This window comes from Chryseobacterium mulctrae (assembly GCF_006175945.1).
Classification (GTDB): domain Bacteria; phylum Bacteroidota; class Bacteroidia; order Flavobacteriales; family Weeksellaceae; genus Chryseobacterium; species Chryseobacterium mulctrae.
Map to the genome: position 1 here is coordinate 3,359,370 of NZ_VAJL01000001.1, position 17,859 is coordinate 3,377,228.

Below are 17,859 nucleotides of genomic sequence, written 5' to 3' on the forward strand. Positions count from 1 at the left end.
ATGAAAAAAATATTTCTTTCCGGAGTTTTATTCTTCTCCGTTGCATCGGTAAAAAGCCAGCAAATAGTCATTAATGATAAACTCCTTTCGCAGATCACCGTAAATCACGGTGTTCGATTGGGAAGCGAACAAGCTTTTTTGGATTCCTATGAAAAGCAAAAAGAATTGTATGATGACATCAACAATAAAATCACGCAGATCATAGCCATTCAGGAGTATATCTATCAACAACTGAAAAATGTGAATTCAGCTTTGACCCAGAGCAAGAAACTTATTTATCTCTATCAATATTTAGGTAAAATAGTGACGAACTCCAATAAAATGCTGGATCTATCAGCGCAGCATCCTGAATATTCCGTACTCATTTCAAAATATTATGTTGAAATAGGCAAGCAGACGATGAAGCTTCAGCAGGAAGTTACCCAGGATATTCTCAATGAAGACAAAGATTTTCTGATGGATGCAATGGATAGGGAAATGCTTATTGAAAAGATATTTACCCGTGTCAGAAATATCAACGGAAATATTCTGTACATCAATTTACGGTTAGAGAATGCCAAGAAAATCCCTTATCTGTATCAGGTTCCGGTTCTCCGCAATTACATCAATATAGACAAAGCCATTGTTGGCGACATCATCACTAAATACCATTACCTCTTTAATTAAAAAATTATGGGAAATCTACTAAAAAAAATCAGTCTATTTCAGTTGCTCTTTTTTACAGCCACTGTGTTTGGACAATTGAGTGTAAAGAGATTGAATGACCCTTCCATTGTTGCTCAACATAAAAGAATTGTCTTTCAAGATTGGGGAGATTGGAGACCATATCCAAAATATTTTTTGGGAATCCAAACCAATTTTGCCTACGCAACAGTCTGGGGAATATGGGCTCCAAAGATCAACAGGGATTATAAAGACGGTGAAGATATTCGACCATTAAAACCTACAGGGGTGCAAAATCAGAGATTCGCCCAGTTAAAATTTCAGGAGGAAGAAGCAAAAAAAATAAAAGCAGCTTCAGATACCATTCATAAAAGAAGTGTTCAGGATTTTGCCCATTGGACGTCCGCTACTGTTGATGCCGATCCTCTTTGGCTTTTGTATTACAAACGAATGTTAAAACCAATTACCGAATTCCCCGACCATCCACAAAATTTTATTGAATGGAGATTGAAAGACCAACAAACGTTTGAAACGCTCAATACGACAGGAACCATTAGAAGGCTTAAGGAAGAGCTGGATCTCATCAAAGAAAAATACGCAATGTCCAGAAGTATGGATATGCCAAGAGGAAAACGGTTCATTATGTACCACGAAACCCTTATTAAATGGAGAAAATTTGTGCGAGAGTTAAGGGATTACAATAACAAGACAACACTTCTTACAGATTACAAAAATATTTTAAAGAACCATTCAAATTATGCTTTGCCACCTGGTTGGACACCCGCTTCAGACCAGCAAATTGTTCAAAATTTGATGAATCATTATAAACACCGATTTTAAAAATGAATAAAACGATAACATTAACTTTTTGCTTATTAACAATTCTTTTACCTGTTATGGGTTTCGCCCAGACAGACGGTGATTACAGCAATCTACTCCAATTTTTAAAGGGAGATGGTGCCTTTGAAAAGTGGTTTATGGAAGTTTTTACAAAACTGGACAACAGTGTGCAGGATAGCGCCGCCGGTTCAGCTTTGGTAGGAAAAGCAATAGGCGGTTTAGGCGCTCTGATGTACCTCGGGTACATGGGTTGGCAAATGGCAGCCGGAGATAGAGAATGGGAAATCACACCGATGTTGAAACCAATTCTTATCGGATTTACCCTTGTTTACTGGAGTGGATTTGTCAGTATGATTCAAGCGCCATTTGAGGCCATTGCCGAACCCGGAATCTCAATTTTCAACGATATAGAATCGGAAGTCAATGATTTACGGGTCGAGAGATTTAAAAAGCAGCAACAATTACTGGATGCTGTCATCAAATTAAAGGCGGAAGAAGATGCCAAACAGGAAGTCATTGAGAATACTACTGAAGATGCGGATGATTCGTGGTATGACATCAGCGAAGGATTGGATAAACTCATTCAGCCCATCAAGGAATGGTCGATAAGAATGGAGTTCCAAATGCAAAAATTAGTAGCAGAACTCATTGAATTTTGTTGTCTTTCCATTCTTCGGATTTGTGTATATCTCATTTTCTTCATTCAAAAAATATGGTCTTACATTTTAATTATTTTGGGGCCGATAGCTGTTGGAATGGCTCTTATTCCCGGATTTGAAAATTCATTATACAGTTGGGTATCAAAATTCATCAACATTAATCTTTACACTTTTGTTGCCTATACGATCATCAACATCGGTCAGCAATTGATCGCTTCCGGTTATACAATGGAGATCGAAAGGTATGATACCTTATTATCCAATGGAACCATTACCAACTTAGACGCTTTGATGGTCTATGTGAGCAACTCCGGAATGATCTACAATCAGCTTTTCACCTGTGTTGCCTATGTTGTTACGGGAATCGGAGTACTAATGACCCCAACCATTGCAGACAGTATTGTTTCTGCAGGAGGGGCGGGAGCAATGACGAAAATGAAAAGTGCAGCAGGAAAAATGGCAAGCAGTGCTAAAACAGCAATATTGGCTGCCAAAACAGGAGGAGCTTCTGTAGCAGCAAGTGCAGCAGCAGGTTCAGCATCAGGCAGAGTTCAAAGAGCGATGAAAAAAGGAAAATAAATGTTGTACGAATGACCAACAACCAAACATTATCAACCAACAACTAAAATAAAGATGCTTATCAAAAATATAGAACAAAGAATCAAGATCAACAAGGTCATTTCTTTATCCACCATTGCTTTTGCTGTTTTCATTGTCATTGCCGGATTTTTCTTTGCATACAGAATGATCGAGGATTCCAGAAAATCAATTTACATTTTAGACAATGGCGTTCCGGTTCTTGCCAAGCAGACTGATGTCCTGCTGAACCGACCTGTTGAATATAAAGCTCAAATTGAATTATTCCACAGATTGTTTTTCACACTCGCTCCCGATGATACCTATATCAAGGATAATATTCAAAAGTCATTGTATCTTATTGATGACAGCGGAAAAAAGGAATATACGAACCTAAGGGAAAAAGGATTTTACAATCAAATAATAGCTTCCAGTTCGATGGTCAGTATCCATACCGATTCGATTACGCTTAGTATGGAACAAAAGAAATTTAGCTTTTTCGGTAAGCAGATGATCACAAGAAAATCTTCTGTCATTACGAGGAAGCTCATCACCGAAGGTTTCTTTGAAGACATCATCAGAAGTCCCAATAATCCTCACGGTGTGATTCTTAAAAACTGGCGAATCATCAATAACGAGGAACTGTCCAATCAAAATAAAAATTCTTACTAAAATGGAAACTACATTAAAACAAAAGGGTCAGAAATGGCTGCAGTGGGCAGTTCAAAATCCAAAGAAATTCTTCACGTATTCAATGATTCTACTGTCGGTTTCATTTATAGGGTCTCTAATTCAAGGTATCTTTTTCCCTTCCGAAACAGCATTTAAAATAAGACCTCCGGTTCTCTATTCTAAAAATAAGTCGAGTCAAAATCTATCTGTCAACAATGATAAAGAGATGGAAAAAATAGTACAAGAACTGAAAACTTTAAAAGTGAAAAGAGACAAAAACGCACTGAAAAAAGAAGACAGTTTACGAATTGACTACTTGTTCAACCAATACCAAAAATTAAAAAATGGACATTAAAAAAATAAATTTTAAAGAAAAAAAATATGTTCTGCCTCTTTTGGCTCTGCCATTTCTTTTTCTTTTCGGCTACGTAGGAGCACAGTTTCTCAAAGAAGATACTTCTGAAAAAAATAAACCAAAAGAATTGTCACTATCACTCGGCGATACGCAAGATTCCATTATGACCAAAAATGATGCGTATGATGCTTTTTTCAAAAAAGAGGATAACAGAACGATGCTTGGTGGTTTGGATAAAGAAGAAGATAGTTTATTGAACTATGATGACCAATTGTCACTGGACCAAAAAAGAAAAATTGACTCCTTAAAAGCAGAAAACGGAAGACAAAACAGATACCAGGCAAAAGAAAATCAATCCTCGTATTACAAACCAAATCAATCACAGAGGGATGACAAAGATTACAACAGGTCTTCAGAAATCATTAAAATGTTGAATGACAAATCTTACGGGAACCAAGAAGATAAATACGCAGATACACCAAAAGAAAAGACACAAAGTGTCCAACCAGACCCTGTAAAATATCTGAAAGAACAAATGCTCGTGATGGATTCTTTAGAAAAATCCCGTGATCCTGAGTACCAAAGTAAACTCGCAGCAGAACAAAAACTGAAGTCCAATAAAGAGAAAATGGAAGATTTTCTTAATTCAACTTTCAATGTGAGCAAATCCGGAATCAACAGTGGTTTCAATGCTTTCTATAAGGAGAAAGAAAACAGCTTTATCAAAGCGGTCATTGACGAAAATAACAAAGGCTTTCTTGGAAGCAGGATTAGGTTCCGATTGTTGGAAGACATCTTTGTCGGGAACAAAAAAATAATCAAAGGTTCGATATTATACGGACAAATCTCAGGATTTTCAATGCAGAGAGTCAATCTCAACATTGTATCTGTATTCACAAAAGGAGAAATCTATCCTGTCAATCTTTCGATTTATGATGTTGACGGGATGAAGGGATTGTACGTTCCGCAAAGCGTTTTCAGAGATATGATGCGGGAAATGGGAAGTAACTCAGTACAAGGAACTCAGATGGATATGGGCGGAAAAGGATTTTTCTCAAGCATTGGATCCAGCCTGTTTACATCAACATCTAAATCTATTGCCAACCTGATCAAAGAAAATAAAGCAAAACTGAAATACAACTCATATGTCTTTTTGATCGACGAAAATCAATTGAAAGATTCACAAAACCAACAAAAAAAATAAAACAATGAGAACTTTATTATACACCCTTTTAATATTCACAGCTCAATTTTTCACGGCTCAAACTGCAACCAAAGAACAGATTGTTTCCGATTTACCTGAGATTGAAATTACCGAAGGCATCAACCTGCATATTATCTCGCCTGAGCCCATTCAGTACGTGGATTTGTCAACAGAAAAACTGACTGGAGATTTGCCTTCTACAAACATTGCCAGAATAAAGATCACAGACCATCCTGATTCTGACGAGAAAGGAAAAATCAATATACCTTCCGTTTTTGTTAATGGAAATACTATTGGGATCATTACCGTTGTCGCACAATCTTTCATTGCACAGTATAAAGTGGTGCATAGAAATCAGGATAACCTCAATACGATTACCAATATTCATATACAGCCCGAAGCGATGCAGCCTGTAGAATTTGATAAAATGGTGTTCTCTAATCTTGAACTGAGAAAATTTTCGATGGATATTATTCGAAAAAAATCTGAAAAAAATCCGATTAGAGAAGAAAAAAATCTAAAACTCAGCTTCCAGCTCAATAATGTCTATGTGATGAGTGCTTATATTTTTTTAGATATGACCATCAAGAATAATTCTAATCTGAACTATGATATTGAGGATTTGAAATTCTCCTTGGAAGACAAAAAAATACACAAAGCCACCAATAACCAAAGTGTAGATCTAACACCCATTTTACAGCTCAATCCGCAGAAACACTTCAGAAAAAATTTCAGGAATATTTATGTTTTCAAAAAATTCACTTACCCAAACAGTAAAGTGATGATGATTCGCTTGATTGAAGAACAGCTCTCGGGGCGCACCATAGAAATGAAAGTCAACTATTCAGATATTCTGAAAGCAGATACCTTTTAATATTAAGACTATGGAAAATTTTACAGTTATGCTGTGTTTTGCACTGGTGATATTACTATTTACCTACCATTCTGTTGCTATAATTATTATTTATAAAAAACGAAAAGAATTTATCATTGCCTATAAAAGGGTGTTAAACCTTAAAGATTGGTGTGATAAAATATCTGAAGAGCCAGGTCACTCATACATTATCGAGAGTGTCGAAAAAAGAGGAAATGAATTAATAAATAAATTGAATCTGTTGAATGCCAAACTTGTTAAAATACAGGAACATCATAAAAATTTGCAGGAACGGCAACAGAAGCTACACGATAGTTTACTGGAAGAACACAAATTACTGAATCAATATTTCGAAAATTATTCTTAATGCAAGAGCAACAACACCAAATAAAGATCTATGGCTTTCTACAAAAAGCGGTGTACGCAGTCGTAGCACTCGATTGTGCTTCGCTTTTCTACCTTAATGCCAATGTTCCGGTAGTATCAAACTTGTTGAAAAATTTTTCAAAGTTGAGTTTTATCTACCCTCCTATCAATGCCAAATTTGCAACATTGATTCTGATTGGATTAGTGGCTGTCGGAACAAAAGCCAAGAAAAAGAAAGACCTTAATATTAGTAAAGAGATTATTGCTCCTATGATTTTGGGATTGCTGATGATTTTTTCTTCACTGGTTTGGCAGAATGAGGCAGGAAATGAAAAACTTCCAAGAGTGTTTCCCGGATTTAATCTCTATCAGGGAATCTATGCAGTTCTTTCTTTTTTAGGGGCAGTTATTCTTCAAATGGGTGCAGATAGTATTTCAAAACTGATGCAGCAGAAAATGGGAAAAGACCGATGGAATGTTGAAGAAGAATCTTTCGACCAAAATCAGGAATTGGTAACATCGGATGTCACAATCAATATTCCATACTTGTTCCGTTACAAAAACAAAAGCAATAAAGGTTGGATGAACATCAATCCTTTTAGAGGAACGATGGTCATTGGAACACCAGGTTCTGGTAAATCTTTTGGTGTGATCAATCCTGCCATAAGACAAATGATTGCAAAAGGTTTCTGTCTCTGCATCTACGATTTTAAATTTCCTGATCTAGCACAGATTGCATACTACCATTATTTGTTGAAAAAAAGTAAGGAAGCAGACTACGATTACAATTTCCACGTCATTAATCTGAAAGAGGTTGAAAAATCAAAACGAGTCAATCCATTTCACAAAAAGTACATCCAAACTTTAGCAGAAGCCCAGGAAATGGCAGAATCAATGGTTTCATCTCTACAGAAGGGAGGTTCGAGTTCCGGAGGTGGTTCTGAAGCTTTCTTTACCCAATCCGCCATCAATTTTCTGTCTTCCTGTATTTATTTTTTTGCAACATTTGAAAATGGAAAATATTCTGATCTGCCTCATATTCTTTCCTTTATGAACCGCAGTTATAAAGAAATTTTTGACACACTTTTTACCAACGAAGAAATTTTCTCTTTGCTTTCGCCTTTCAAAACGGCGTATGACAACAAAGCGTTTGATCAGCTGGAAGGACAAATTGGAACTTTGAAAATATTCCTTTCCCGATTGGCAACTAAAGAAAGCTTTTGGGTGTTTTCGGGAGATGAAGTGGAATTGAAGATTACTGATCGTGAAAATCCATCCATTATCATATTAGCATCAGATCCGGGAACACAGGATATTAACTCAGCCCTTTATTCCTCGGTGTTAAACAGGACTTTAAGATTGATCAATTCCAAGCACAATTTACCGGGAGGAATTATCGCAGACGAATTTCCGACGATTTATATTCATAAAATTGATAACATCGTGGCCACTGCAAGAAGCAATAAAGTTGCTGTAATGCTTGGATTACAAGAAATTCCGCAGCTCAGACAGTTCTACAAAAAAGAAGTTGCAGATACTATTTCTGCGATTGTTGGAAATATTATTTCCGGTTCTGCCAGAGACAAAAATACATTGGATTGGTTGGAAAAACTATTTGGGAAAATTAAACAGAAATCATACTCACAATCAATTTCACAGCAAGGGACGACCACCAGTATTAATGAAAAGATGGACAATATGATTCCTGCCGGAAAAATTGCGGCTCTGAAAACCGGAGAAATGGTTGGAATGATCGCACAGGGAGAAGAAAATGATGCTGAGGAATATAAAACGTCTGCAATTAGTGGTAAAATTAACCTGGATATGAAAGCGATTCAAGAAGAAGAAAAAAACTATGTTAAAATGCCATCTTATTACTCTTTTGTAGATAAAAAAGGGGTTAACCGCAAAGAAGAAGTGCTGATGACCAACTTTAGAAAGATCAACAAAGAAGTGGAACTCATTGTGAATGAAAATATTAAAGCTGCGTAAAATGAAAAAACTAAAATACACATTTACATTGATGGCGCTGTTTTACAGCTGCTTATGCTTTGCCCAATTCAATACGATTACACCAACAATACCGAAAAAATCTGAAAATCCAAAGGTATCCGAAAAATCTAATATTGAAGATCCGGTAAAACAAAAGAAGGCTAAGAAATCTTGGAAGCAAGTTTTAAATATCACCACAAAATCAGATTTAAAAAATGAAACCAAAGGTTCGACGAAGTGGTTAACGAGTCAAATAGATTCACTGAAAACACTGATTAAAGAGTATAGCAGTGTAAAAGAAATACGAAAAAATGAGTTTGAAAAACTGAAAGATTCTTTGATGCTGCAAGCACAAAATAGAGTAGAAGAAACAAAGAAAGCATCAAAAAAACAAAACTTTTTTACAACGTATGATTTTGTAGACGAACCTGCAGCATCTTTTTCAAAAATTGTAATGCCTCTTAAAAACAAGATCACCATTACATCTTCTTATGGGACAAGAACTCATCCTATTTTCGGAACAAAAAAAACGCACAACGGCATCGACCTTAAAGCCAGTTATGAGAATGTCTATTCTGTAATGGATGGAATTGTTACAGCAACCGGTTGGGATTCTAAAGGCGGAGGGAATTTCATAAAGGTAAAACATTTTAACCGTTTCGAAACTTCCTATCTACATCTTTCAGAAATGTATTATCGAGCTGGAGAAATAGTAAAAGCTGGATTTGTCATCGGAAAAAGCGGGAATACCGGAAACTCCACAGGACCACATCTGCATTTTTCGGTGAAAGAATTCGGACAAAACATCAATCCTTCTCATTTTTTAAATGACCTCATAAAAGTAAACAATTTAATAGCAACATACAATGAATAACATAACCTTACCTACCGATGAACTGAAAAAATACGGAATTATTAATGAGGATAATTCTTTCTCTAAAAAGCTAAATATAGAGGATGTTCAGAAATTTCTGCAAGGATATACCATCGTTGCAGACCACGACAAAAACAGGGCGACTTTTCAGCTGACTGATAATAATACTAAACTGAAGGTCATCTTTTTGGAAAGAGATAAAAGTATTTCTGACATCCTCGAAAACAGTAAAAATAATATTCAATATACTGATGTCAAGAATGTTTCTAAATCTGAAAATGAACTGAGTTTCGAAAAAAAAGCTTTCATTTTTGACAAAGAGACCGAAAAAGTAGTTGAATTTGATTTCATTAAAAATGCAAGAGAATTGACCGCAATTATTGCAGATAAAAAAAATACAGAAGAACTTAACCGTTACATAGCAGAACTTCTAAAACTTAAATCTTTTCTGCAAGATAAAATTGTTCAGTTCCCAGAAATGGCAAAAGAAATTACGAATGATTTGAATATTGTATCCAAAGAATTTAATACAGTTGCTGGAATCTCTGAAAAGCAAAATCACTCTCAAAAGCAGGAAAAATCAGATTTACAACTAAATGTGAACGACCCTGATGTCTATCAGGATGCCAATCGAATGAGAGATGAGGAAAGCCAAGAGCAGGACGAGGAAATACCAAAGTCAAGAGGTTTTAGAAGATAGCTTAATAGGTGGAAAAAATGGAAGACAATCTAACCTGGTTTGATAAGAATATAGTTCCCAGAACGAAGGCTTATAAAAATTTTGTGAAGGAAATTGAAAACACTTCACCTGAACAGTTTTTTCGGGACGGAGAGAGGCTGTTTACCGATAGAGAGAAAAAGTTTATGGCAATTCATCAATCTAAGGGAAAAGAATTTATTCAAGGTTCAAATTTTACATTGAAAACATTTTTCAATTCAAATCAGGGTTTCCCTATTGAGGATAAATTTAATACTACCGCTGAATTAGTCAGATTTATTGAAAAGCAGCAACTAGCCAATAAACATTTGATTTTGCAAAATAACAGGGAGTCTACTGAAATTGCTATAAGTAATGAGTCCATAAAACAGAAATTTCTCTCTGATCTCTGGGCTCAGGAATTGGAGAAAAAAACTGATTTAAGTTCCGGATTGACCTATACGCAAATTGATGAAAAGCAAGCTCATCATTATCGAAATTATGAAGTTGAAGCTGTAAAGTTATCATTAGAAGGGGTTCATCAAATTGAAATGACTGATCTGGAAGAAAATGCAGACTTTTTTTCAGATGAAGGCTTTGAAGAAAATTTAACCCCTGCATCTGACCTTCCGGACGGCTGGACCTGGAACGATTACGATGATGGGAGTGGCTCGCTGAAGAGTCCAAGCGGTCATAGGTATTACAGCTATGATCTGCAAACTCAGGAATATACATTACCGTACGGTCGGCGAGAATGGACAGGTATGAGAGATTTTTATGATGCTCCAAAAAGTTTGAACGAATTCAAAAGCTATGTCGAAAACGACTTAAAAGCAAAAGCGGTGCAAAATAATCTTTATCCGAAACTTTCCGAAGAGGAAAAAAATGATATTCTCAAATACAGGATCTTTATGAAAGAAAACGAATTCATACTGGAGAACTTGCAGATCACAGCGAGCCAAAGAAAAGCTTATTCAGAGAAAATGGAATTCGGAACAACAGATGGAGATTATTCTCTTACAAAGGCACAAATGGACACAATCCCAAATGTTATTGATGGTCATACGTTGTCAAAAAATGACAAATACGAATTGGCTTTCGGCCTATTGGAAAAACAGCTATATGGGGAATCCTACGAATTATTGGATAGCGGTGAAATTCTAAAAAATTATCTGGATGAAAATGTTTTTTCAAGAAACAGAATATTAACAATGAATGATATAAAATTTAACAATCAAACCCCAAACATTATGGAAACACAGAACGAATATGAACCATCTCAGTATCCGAAATTTCAATTAAAATATCTTGGTTTCGGAGAAGGAGAACAACTGCACAAAGATTTAGAAAACGGAATTAATGCTCCCGAAAAAGAGTTCGAAATTAAAACCACTTCCGACAAAACGATGCCCGGAAATGAAATGGAATTCACGTTAAAATTCAATAAGATAGAAAATGGAAGTGTCTTTATGAATTTTTATAATGCTAAACTCACTAAAGCAAATGGCGACGTTATCTCCCACAATTTTCCTGTTAACAGGGTGAATACATTTACTGCTAAAGAAGCAGTCAACCTTTTGGAAGGGCGTACGGTAAAAATACAATTTCACAATCCGAAAACAGAAAAAATAGAACCTGCATTTGCCAAACTGAATTTTAACGAACCCAAAACCGAAAAAGGAAATTACAATTTCCAGAATTTTTACAAAAATTATGGAGTTGATACGGCTCAGATCGTAGAAAAATCCAAACTGATCTTCGATAAGCCGGAATGGAAGGAAAGTACCATAAAATCTTTGGAAAAAGGAAATATCGTGAAGGTAAAATTTGAATTGGATGATAAAGTAATAGAAGGCAAAGCGGTGCTGAATCCGCAATACAAAAATCTGAATCTGTATGATTCTGATATGAACAGAATCAATACCAACAAGCCTTTAGAAGGTTTGGAACAAGACAACAAGCACGAAAAAAATAACGTGAAAGAACAAAGTATTAAACGATAGATAACACTTACAACCAATCATTTATTTCCCAGCGGTAAGTCAAATTAATTAGGCTGCCGCTTTTTTAAACCCTATATCTATGAAAAAACTTTTAATACTACCCAGCTTGTTTTTTCTTTTTGTAAGCACTTCCTGCCACAAAGAAATCAAATCCGAAAAAGGAGGAATCGATGTTGTCTCCAATGTATATTTTGATGTTTCCAAAAATCTGAACAATATCCAAAGTTTTCATTTGTCAAGCCTTAATTATTCAGGAGATTCCATAATAGAAAGGATTCCGGATGTTGATGCTCCCGAAATAACCCAACAGATTTATTTCATTAAAGATTCATTGTGCTATACTATTGAAAATGAAAATCCCGGCAAAATTATTCTGTCAGACATCATAAAGAAACAAAAGCCGCTTTCGGTTGAAAAGAAAAAAGGAGGAACATTGTTTTCTCAGGAAAAAATCCCCAATTACAGAAACAGAAAAAATCTGAATGATACGGTTTTGTTTAAGAAAAAATACAAACGATTTGAAATCAACTCACCTTGGATGTACACCCGGTTTTACATTTATCCAACGGATACTATTTTACCGTACTCTATTTACAAACACGCGGAAAAGGACTACCACGGAAGGCTCGAAAGGATTGATTCTTACAATAAAAAGACGGACATATTCGTGACGCTTCAATTAATATCAAGAAAAAACTGGGACAGTGAAGCCAAAGAAATTTTTGAATTTAACCACTTCATAAAAAACAGAAAAAAGTGAAAGATGAAGATTTTTTTAATGAGATAAATGATGACATTTCTGTAGTTGAAGGAAATAAAAAGGAACTTATTGTTTTCACAAACAGTAAGGATATGCTTTCATTCTTGGAGCTTCTTCAATTGAACAAGCAAGTCAATAATAGAACAATTATTACCTTAAATTCCGGTTCCAATAGCAAAAAGTTCCTCAATAGATACCAGAATTATGATGGCAAAATGTTTTTATGTCTGAGCGGGGACAGAACAGGAAATGCAATAACCAGAAAAATTCTTACAGAATTTAATGGCAAAAATATCAAAGACGTTCGTCCGTTGTATGAAATTTCTGAAAATGGGAATCAAGACCTGACCGAATATTTAGAGAATAAACTCAATTTTCAAGATAAAAATACTAATTTAGTTGAACCAAAAATTTCTGAAAATGAAAGCAATGCAATTGAATCCGGAACAACATCCGATCCTCAGCAAGTGGGAAACGGAACACCTGAACAAAACACTGGAGAACTTGGCTCAAAAATCCAATCCGAGCAAAACGGAAGTTACGAAAGCGGACAAGCAGTGGGCAGCAACAATGCTGGAAATGGACTTGCAGGCACAGAACGGAGCGATTTGGGAAACCGAAACCGAGGAAGAGGATCCAATGGAGGAACACAACCGCAAAATGATGAAAAAAATGAGGGAAGAGAATATTCCTTGGGCGGAATCGTATCCGGGAGAGCTATATCCGATAGAAGAAGATCCGATAGAAGACCTTCCGAGGTAAGTGAAAATTCAACAAATAAGGTAGAGCTAGATGTTCTCATTTCAAAATATAAAGGGCGAAAACTTAATAATGAACAAGTTGCGGAAGTAGTTTCTGCAGCTTGTTTTGTTTCTAATGACAACAGAATTCTTCTCAAAGAAAATCTGAAAGTCACGGATGATTTAAAAGAAATCTGCAATCAATTCCAAAGTGGCGGAACCGCAAAAGAAGGCAGAGGGATTTTAGATGAATATTACACACAAGATAAAATTGTCGATGCAGTCCGCAATTTAATCAAAGACCATTTCAAAACTCAAAAAGAAATTTCTGTTTTAGAACCCAGCGTTGGTACAGGAAATTTTATCTATGCCACTCGCGAATTATCTGTAAATTCTAAAATTACAGGCTTTGAAATCAACGAAACCACGGCGAAAATTGCAAAAATTCTACATCCCGAAGTCGAGATCAACCTTCGTTCGTTTGAAACTGAATTTATTGATGACAGAGGTAATAAAAAAGACTCAAAAGATTTTTCAGAAAGATATGATTTGGTCATCGGAAATCCGCCTTATGGCGAACATCGTGGGCTTTACAAAGGATTAGGCGAAGAACCTAAAATTTCAAAATACGAAGATTATTTTGTTAAACGGTCATTAGATTCTTTGAAACCCAACGGCGTTTTGGCGATGGTTCTTCCATCAGGTTGGCTCAACCGACAAAAGAATTTACAGAATGCTAGTGTTTTGGAAGGTTTCCGTTTACCCAATGGCGCTTTTGCAGGAACACAAATCGGAACGGATATTATCATTCTCAAAAAAAACAATCACCAGATTTCTGCGGATATTTCCAAATATTTTGAAAATAATCACACAAGAGTTCTCGGGGAAAACCGTGAGAAAACCAATCGTTTTGGGCGTTTGGAAAATTATATCCACGGAAATTTGGATGAAGCTCTCTTTAAGATTGAACAATTTAAAAATAAAAAAGAAACCGAGAGAATCGGAAATCTTTTTGAAGATTTGTTTTTAGAAAATACTGAGTCCAATTCTGTTACAAAAGTTCCTGTAAAAAAAGAAATTATTGCGGAGAAAATAGATGAGTTGAATTTAACAGAAACTCAAGAAAAAATTGAATTGGTACTTTCTAAACTCAATAACATCAAGTTTAAATCTCCCACCATTACGACTGAAATAAGAAAGTATGAAAAACTGCGCGAAGATTTAATCACAAAACCAGCATCGTTTTCAGAAGAAAAATTAAAAGAATTGATAGAAAAAAGTGATAGAATAATTTCTATTCACAATACGAGAACTGAGAAGGAATATAAAGTCCAAACGGAGCCTTCCATAAAGAAAGGAATTTTAAAATATCAATTCTCCAAACAGGATGAAATTGTAAATACTTCCTTGCAAAATAGTTCAAACATTACGAAAGAACAAATTGAAGCATTCAGAGATACATCTTACGATGGAACGCTCAACAATCACGAAAAACATTCCAAATTTTCAAATTATTCTGATGGAGTTTGGATTCACGATTTTTATTATGCAGAAGGAAATATTTATGCGAAGTTAGAGCAGCTCGAAAAAGATTTTGCAGATAAAAATGCTGTTGGTGGAACGGAAAATCAGTACGAAAAACAAAAAGCATTATTAGAAAATGTTCTACCAAAAGCGAAATCTTTAGATGAAATTTATATCAGTCCGAACCACGAGTTCGTGCACAAATTTGAGTTAGGCCAAATAGAAAAAGACCAATATAATCATATTACAAAACGTACCGAATCAGTCATTGTAGATTACAATCTTGCGGAAAGATTCAAAGACTTTGTAGGCACTTTGTCAAGTGAAGCCTTTGCGGGTTCTTCAGCTTGGGAAGTGCGAAGCTTTGTAGATAATGAAACAGTTACAGGAAGCGATAAGGAGAGAAATGCGTTAGTCAGAGAAAGACGAAAAGCTGCTGCGAATGATTTGTTTTACAAATTTGTACGTGAAGAATTATCAGATGACATTAGAACTCGTTTTGTAAAAGATTTTAACCGCAATTACAATAACATCCACGTTCCGGATTATTCTAAATTCCCATTGTTTTCAAAGATTCATAAGAATTTCAAAGGAAAGGAATTTAGATTAGCAGAGGTTCAGAAGGCGGGAATCGGAAGACAGACCACAAAAGGCGTAGGACTTTTAGCGCACGAAGTGGGTTATGGAAAAACATTGTCCGGAATCCTTTCAATGCACGAAGCAATGGAAAGAGGAAATGCGAAAAGACCAATCATCGTAGTTCCGAATGACAGCATTATGAAACAATGGGTGGAAACGATTTTTGAAACGATTCCCAACGCGAAAGTTAATGTTTTAGGGAATTTGGGGAAAGATTATGACCTTTCAAAATTTGATAATAAAGACGGAGAAATAACCATCGTTACTTATGAAGGTTTTAACAATATTGGATTTTCATCAGAAATAACCGAAGAACTTTCGTCAAAATTCAGTTACATCTCTGCAAGTGAAATGAAGGGCGTTACCAATACCGAAAGAGACCTCCAAATTGAGTTTCAGAAAGAAAAGGAGATTGAGGGAAAAATGAAGCGTGGTAAAATCTATGACTGGGAAGATTTTGGATTCGACCATTTGACTTACGACGAAGTTCACAATGCCAATCATATTGTAGGAAAAGTAAAAATTGAGGACCGAAGATTTGCGTCCGATTTTAGAAGTCAAAACCAACAGACTTCCAAACTGGGAATCAATACCTGGATGGCAGCTCAGTACATTCAAGACAAAAACGACGGAAGAAATGTGACCTTGCTTTCCGCAACGCCTTTTACCAACAAGCCTTTGGAATATTATTCCATTCTTTCTTTAATAGCAAATAAAAGATTAGAAGAATCGGGATATTTCAACGTCAATACTTTCTTCGAGACCTTTATGGAAGCGGATAATGATATGGAAATTGATGCAAAGGGTGATGTGAAATTTAAAGCCAACGTTCGGAGATTTAAAAATAATTCGCTGTTTCAACAATTACTTTCGGAATTCATTGATATAAAAGGAGAAGAAGACAATCCTGAATTAATTCGTCCCAACAAAATTAACAAAGAATATAAAATTGAACAGAATGATCTCACAAGAGAACAGTATGAGCTGCTCAATGAAAATTTCAGTGAGACTGAAAAAGGAGCAATTTTAACACATATTCTCAATGCCAGATTGATTGCTATTTCACCGTATTTATCGCCATTTTATGATGGCGAAGAACCTTCAATAAAAAAATTCATAGAAAATTCTCCGAAGTTAAAAGACACGATGGATTTGATAAGGCAGAACAAAAAAGATCTTCCTGACTCAGGACAAATTGTGTATTCTGAATTAGCAGTTGCTCAGTTTCCAAAAATAAAAGAATATCTCATAACAGAAATTGGTTACAAACCCGAAGAAATCGGAATCATTACCGGGGCGACCAATAAAAACCAAAGAATTTCTATTCAAAATGATTTTAATGAAGGAAAAATAAAAGTAGTTATTGGAAGTGAAGCCATTCAGGAAGGAATGAACCTTCAGGAAAACACAACCGATGTTTATATGCTTACGTTGCCATATAATTTTACGTCACTCCGACAAGTGGAAGGACGAGCCTGGAGGCAAGGAAACAAGAACGAAAATGTGCGGGTTAATTTTATGCTGACCAATGACAGTATTGATGTGTTTATGCTTCAAAAACTGCAATCCAAACAGGCAAGATATTTAGAAGCAATGAAAAAAGGAGCCGATGTTTTGGATATTTCAGACATCAGGACTCAAGAATTAAAAACCTCCATCATTACCAATCCCGAAACCAGAGCCAATATCGAAATCGAACTCATTAAAAAGAAGATTGAAAGTGAAAAAAATAAACATTTGGCCGATAGTGCATTTGTTCTGAGAAAATATGAAGATGTTTTGAAAGTAAAAGAATTGGTAACCCAAGCCGAGCATTCATATAATAGAATTGAAGGCTATTCGAAAAATGGCGATGCAAATGCTGAATATTGGGCAACCCAATTACCATCATATCAAAAAACAATTGAACTTCATAAAGTTCAAGTACAAGAAGTAATTGAAAATTTAGCTCAGAAAGGAATAGATGTTACTCAAATTGAATATCAAACCAAAATGACTGAAGATAAAATTGCGGAACTGGATAAAAAGCTGGAAGAGCTTCCAGCAGTTAGAGAAAATTTAGTAGTTCAATACAGAATAGAAAAAGAGGAACAGCTTAAAGCGAATGAAAATAGAAATTATGTGAGAGAAAGAGCGAGGGAAAATACAGTTTTATATAACAATTTAACAACAGTAGATTTTATAGATAAAGTATTAAACCAAAAAGAGAATATTTACTTAGATAATTTTCAGAATGTTGTCCGAAGAAGGTAGTTATTTATTTGTATATAGCTTAGTAAGATATATTTATATTGATTGTTTAGTACGGATTATTAAAAGAGATTTGTGCTTTGTAAGATACTGTAGTATAAATAATTTTTTTTAAAAGTCTTGTTAGTAATAAATTTTAAAAAAATAGATAAAATTTAATATATATTTATA

14 protein-coding genes are annotated in these 17,859 nt (G+C 35.2%); all 14 read left to right on the top strand.

All coding sequences use genetic code 11. The features are described 5' to 3' along the window. Positions 1-666 carry a hypothetical protein gene (locus tag FDY99_RS15520; RefSeq protein WP_034975931.1) on the top strand — a complete coding sequence of 222 codons (666 nt, stop codon included), beginning with the start codon at positions 1-3 and terminating at the stop codon, positions 664-666. A gap of 6 nt (positions 667-672) precedes the next feature. Next, positions 673-1,503 carry a hypothetical protein gene (locus FDY99_RS15525; RefSeq protein ID WP_034975929.1) on the top strand — a complete coding sequence of 277 codons (831 nt, stop codon included), beginning with the start codon at positions 673-675 and terminating at the stop codon, positions 1,501-1,503. A 2-nt stretch (positions 1,504-1,505) separates the two neighbouring features. Continuing rightward, on the top strand, positions 1,506-2,741 hold the full coding sequence (locus tag FDY99_RS15530) for a membrane protein (RefSeq protein WP_034975928.1): 1,236 nt from the start codon (positions 1,506-1,508) through the stop codon (positions 2,739-2,741). Between the two features lie 54 nt (positions 2,742-2,795). Further along, the gene (gene traK, locus FDY99_RS15535; protein ID WP_034975926.1) at positions 2,796-3,410 is read left to right on the top strand and encodes a conjugative transposon protein TraK; all 615 of its coding nucleotides are present in this window, start codon (positions 2,796-2,798) and stop codon (positions 3,408-3,410) included. A gap of 1 nt (position 3,411) precedes the next feature. Continuing rightward, positions 3,412-3,765 (top strand): hypothetical protein, encoded by a 354-nt coding sequence (locus FDY99_RS15540; RefSeq protein ID WP_028123304.1) that lies wholly within the window; start codon positions 3,412-3,414, stop codon positions 3,763-3,765. Next, positions 3,761-4,969: a conjugative transposon protein TraM gene (gene traM, locus FDY99_RS15545; protein WP_028123305.1), complete on the top strand. Its 1,209-nt coding sequence runs from the start codon at positions 3,761-3,763 to the stop codon at positions 4,967-4,969. The genes FDY99_RS15540 and traM overlap by 5 nt, the downstream gene beginning before the upstream one ends. Positions 4,970-4,973: 4 nt before the next feature. Next, positions 4,974-5,843: a DUF4138 domain-containing protein gene (locus FDY99_RS15550; protein ID WP_028123306.1), complete on the top strand. Its 870-nt coding sequence runs from the start codon at positions 4,974-4,976 to the stop codon at positions 5,841-5,843. Between the two features lie 10 nt (positions 5,844-5,853). Further along, the gene (locus tag FDY99_RS15555) at positions 5,854-6,210 is read left to right on the top strand and encodes a hypothetical protein (RefSeq protein WP_028123307.1); all 357 of its coding nucleotides are present in this window, start codon (positions 5,854-5,856) and stop codon (positions 6,208-6,210) included. Next, positions 6,210-8,201 (top strand): type IV secretory system conjugative DNA transfer family protein, encoded by a 1,992-nt coding sequence (locus tag FDY99_RS15560; protein WP_034975924.1) that lies wholly within the window; start codon positions 6,210-6,212, stop codon positions 8,199-8,201. Before FDY99_RS15555 ends, FDY99_RS15560 begins: the two co-directional genes overlap by 1 nt. A 1-nt stretch (position 8,202) precedes the next feature. Next, on the top strand, positions 8,203-9,075 hold the full coding sequence (locus FDY99_RS15565) for a M23 family metallopeptidase (RefSeq protein WP_051879935.1): 873 nt from the start codon (positions 8,203-8,205) through the stop codon (positions 9,073-9,075). Then, positions 9,068-9,775, top strand: a complete 708-nt coding sequence (locus FDY99_RS15570) for a hypothetical protein (RefSeq protein WP_034975922.1) — start codon at positions 9,068-9,070, stop codon at positions 9,773-9,775. Before FDY99_RS15565 ends, FDY99_RS15570 begins: the two co-directional genes overlap by 8 nt. Before the next feature lie 17 nt (positions 9,776-9,792). Continuing rightward, complete coding sequence (locus FDY99_RS15575; RefSeq protein WP_051879934.1) at positions 9,793-11,775, top strand: hypothetical protein; 1,983 nt, start codon at positions 9,793-9,795, stop codon at positions 11,773-11,775. A gap of 79 nt (positions 11,776-11,854) precedes the next feature. Beyond that, positions 11,855-12,535: a hypothetical protein gene (locus FDY99_RS15580; RefSeq protein ID WP_034975921.1), complete on the top strand. Its 681-nt coding sequence runs from the start codon at positions 11,855-11,857 to the stop codon at positions 12,533-12,535. Next, positions 12,532-17,691: a helicase-related protein gene (locus FDY99_RS15585; protein ID WP_042279187.1), complete on the top strand. Its 5,160-nt coding sequence runs from the start codon at positions 12,532-12,534 to the stop codon at positions 17,689-17,691. The genes FDY99_RS15580 and FDY99_RS15585 overlap by 4 nt, the downstream gene beginning before the upstream one ends. The last annotated feature ends 168 nt before the right edge of the window (positions 17,692-17,859 follow it).

Bases quoted from the DNA above. Each gene is read 5' to 3' on its own strand.
- FDY99_RS15580 (WP_034975921.1), top strand. From the start codon at position 11,855: ATGAAAAAACTTTTAATACTACCCAGCTTGTTTTTTCTTTTTGTAAGC.
- FDY99_RS15555 (WP_028123307.1), top strand. From the start codon at position 5,854: ATGGAAAATTTTACAGTTATGCTGTGTTTTGCACTGGTGATATTACTA.
- FDY99_RS15550 (WP_028123306.1), top strand. From the start codon at position 4,974: ATGAGAACTTTATTATACACCCTTTTAATATTCACAGCTCAATTTTTC.
- FDY99_RS15540 (WP_028123304.1), top strand. From the start codon at position 3,412: ATGGAAACTACATTAAAACAAAAGGGTCAGAAATGGCTGCAGTGGGCA.
- FDY99_RS15565 (WP_051879935.1), top strand. From the start codon at position 8,203: ATGAAAAAACTAAAATACACATTTACATTGATGGCGCTGTTTTACAGC.
- FDY99_RS15525 (WP_034975929.1), top strand. From the start codon at position 673: ATGGGAAATCTACTAAAAAAAATCAGTCTATTTCAGTTGCTCTTTTTT.
- FDY99_RS15575 (WP_051879934.1), top strand. From the start codon at position 9,793: ATGGAAGACAATCTAACCTGGTTTGATAAGAATATAGTTCCCAGAACG.
- traK (WP_034975926.1), top strand. From the start codon at position 2,796: ATGCTTATCAAAAATATAGAACAAAGAATCAAGATCAACAAGGTCATT.
- FDY99_RS15560 (WP_034975924.1), top strand. From the start codon at position 6,210: ATGCAAGAGCAACAACACCAAATAAAGATCTATGGCTTTCTACAAAAA.
- FDY99_RS15520 (WP_034975931.1), top strand. From the start codon at position 1: ATGAAAAAAATATTTCTTTCCGGAGTTTTATTCTTCTCCGTTGCATCG.
- FDY99_RS15530 (WP_034975928.1), top strand. From the start codon at position 1,506: ATGAATAAAACGATAACATTAACTTTTTGCTTATTAACAATTCTTTTA.
- FDY99_RS15570 (WP_034975922.1), top strand. From the start codon at position 9,068: ATGAATAACATAACCTTACCTACCGATGAACTGAAAAAATACGGAATT.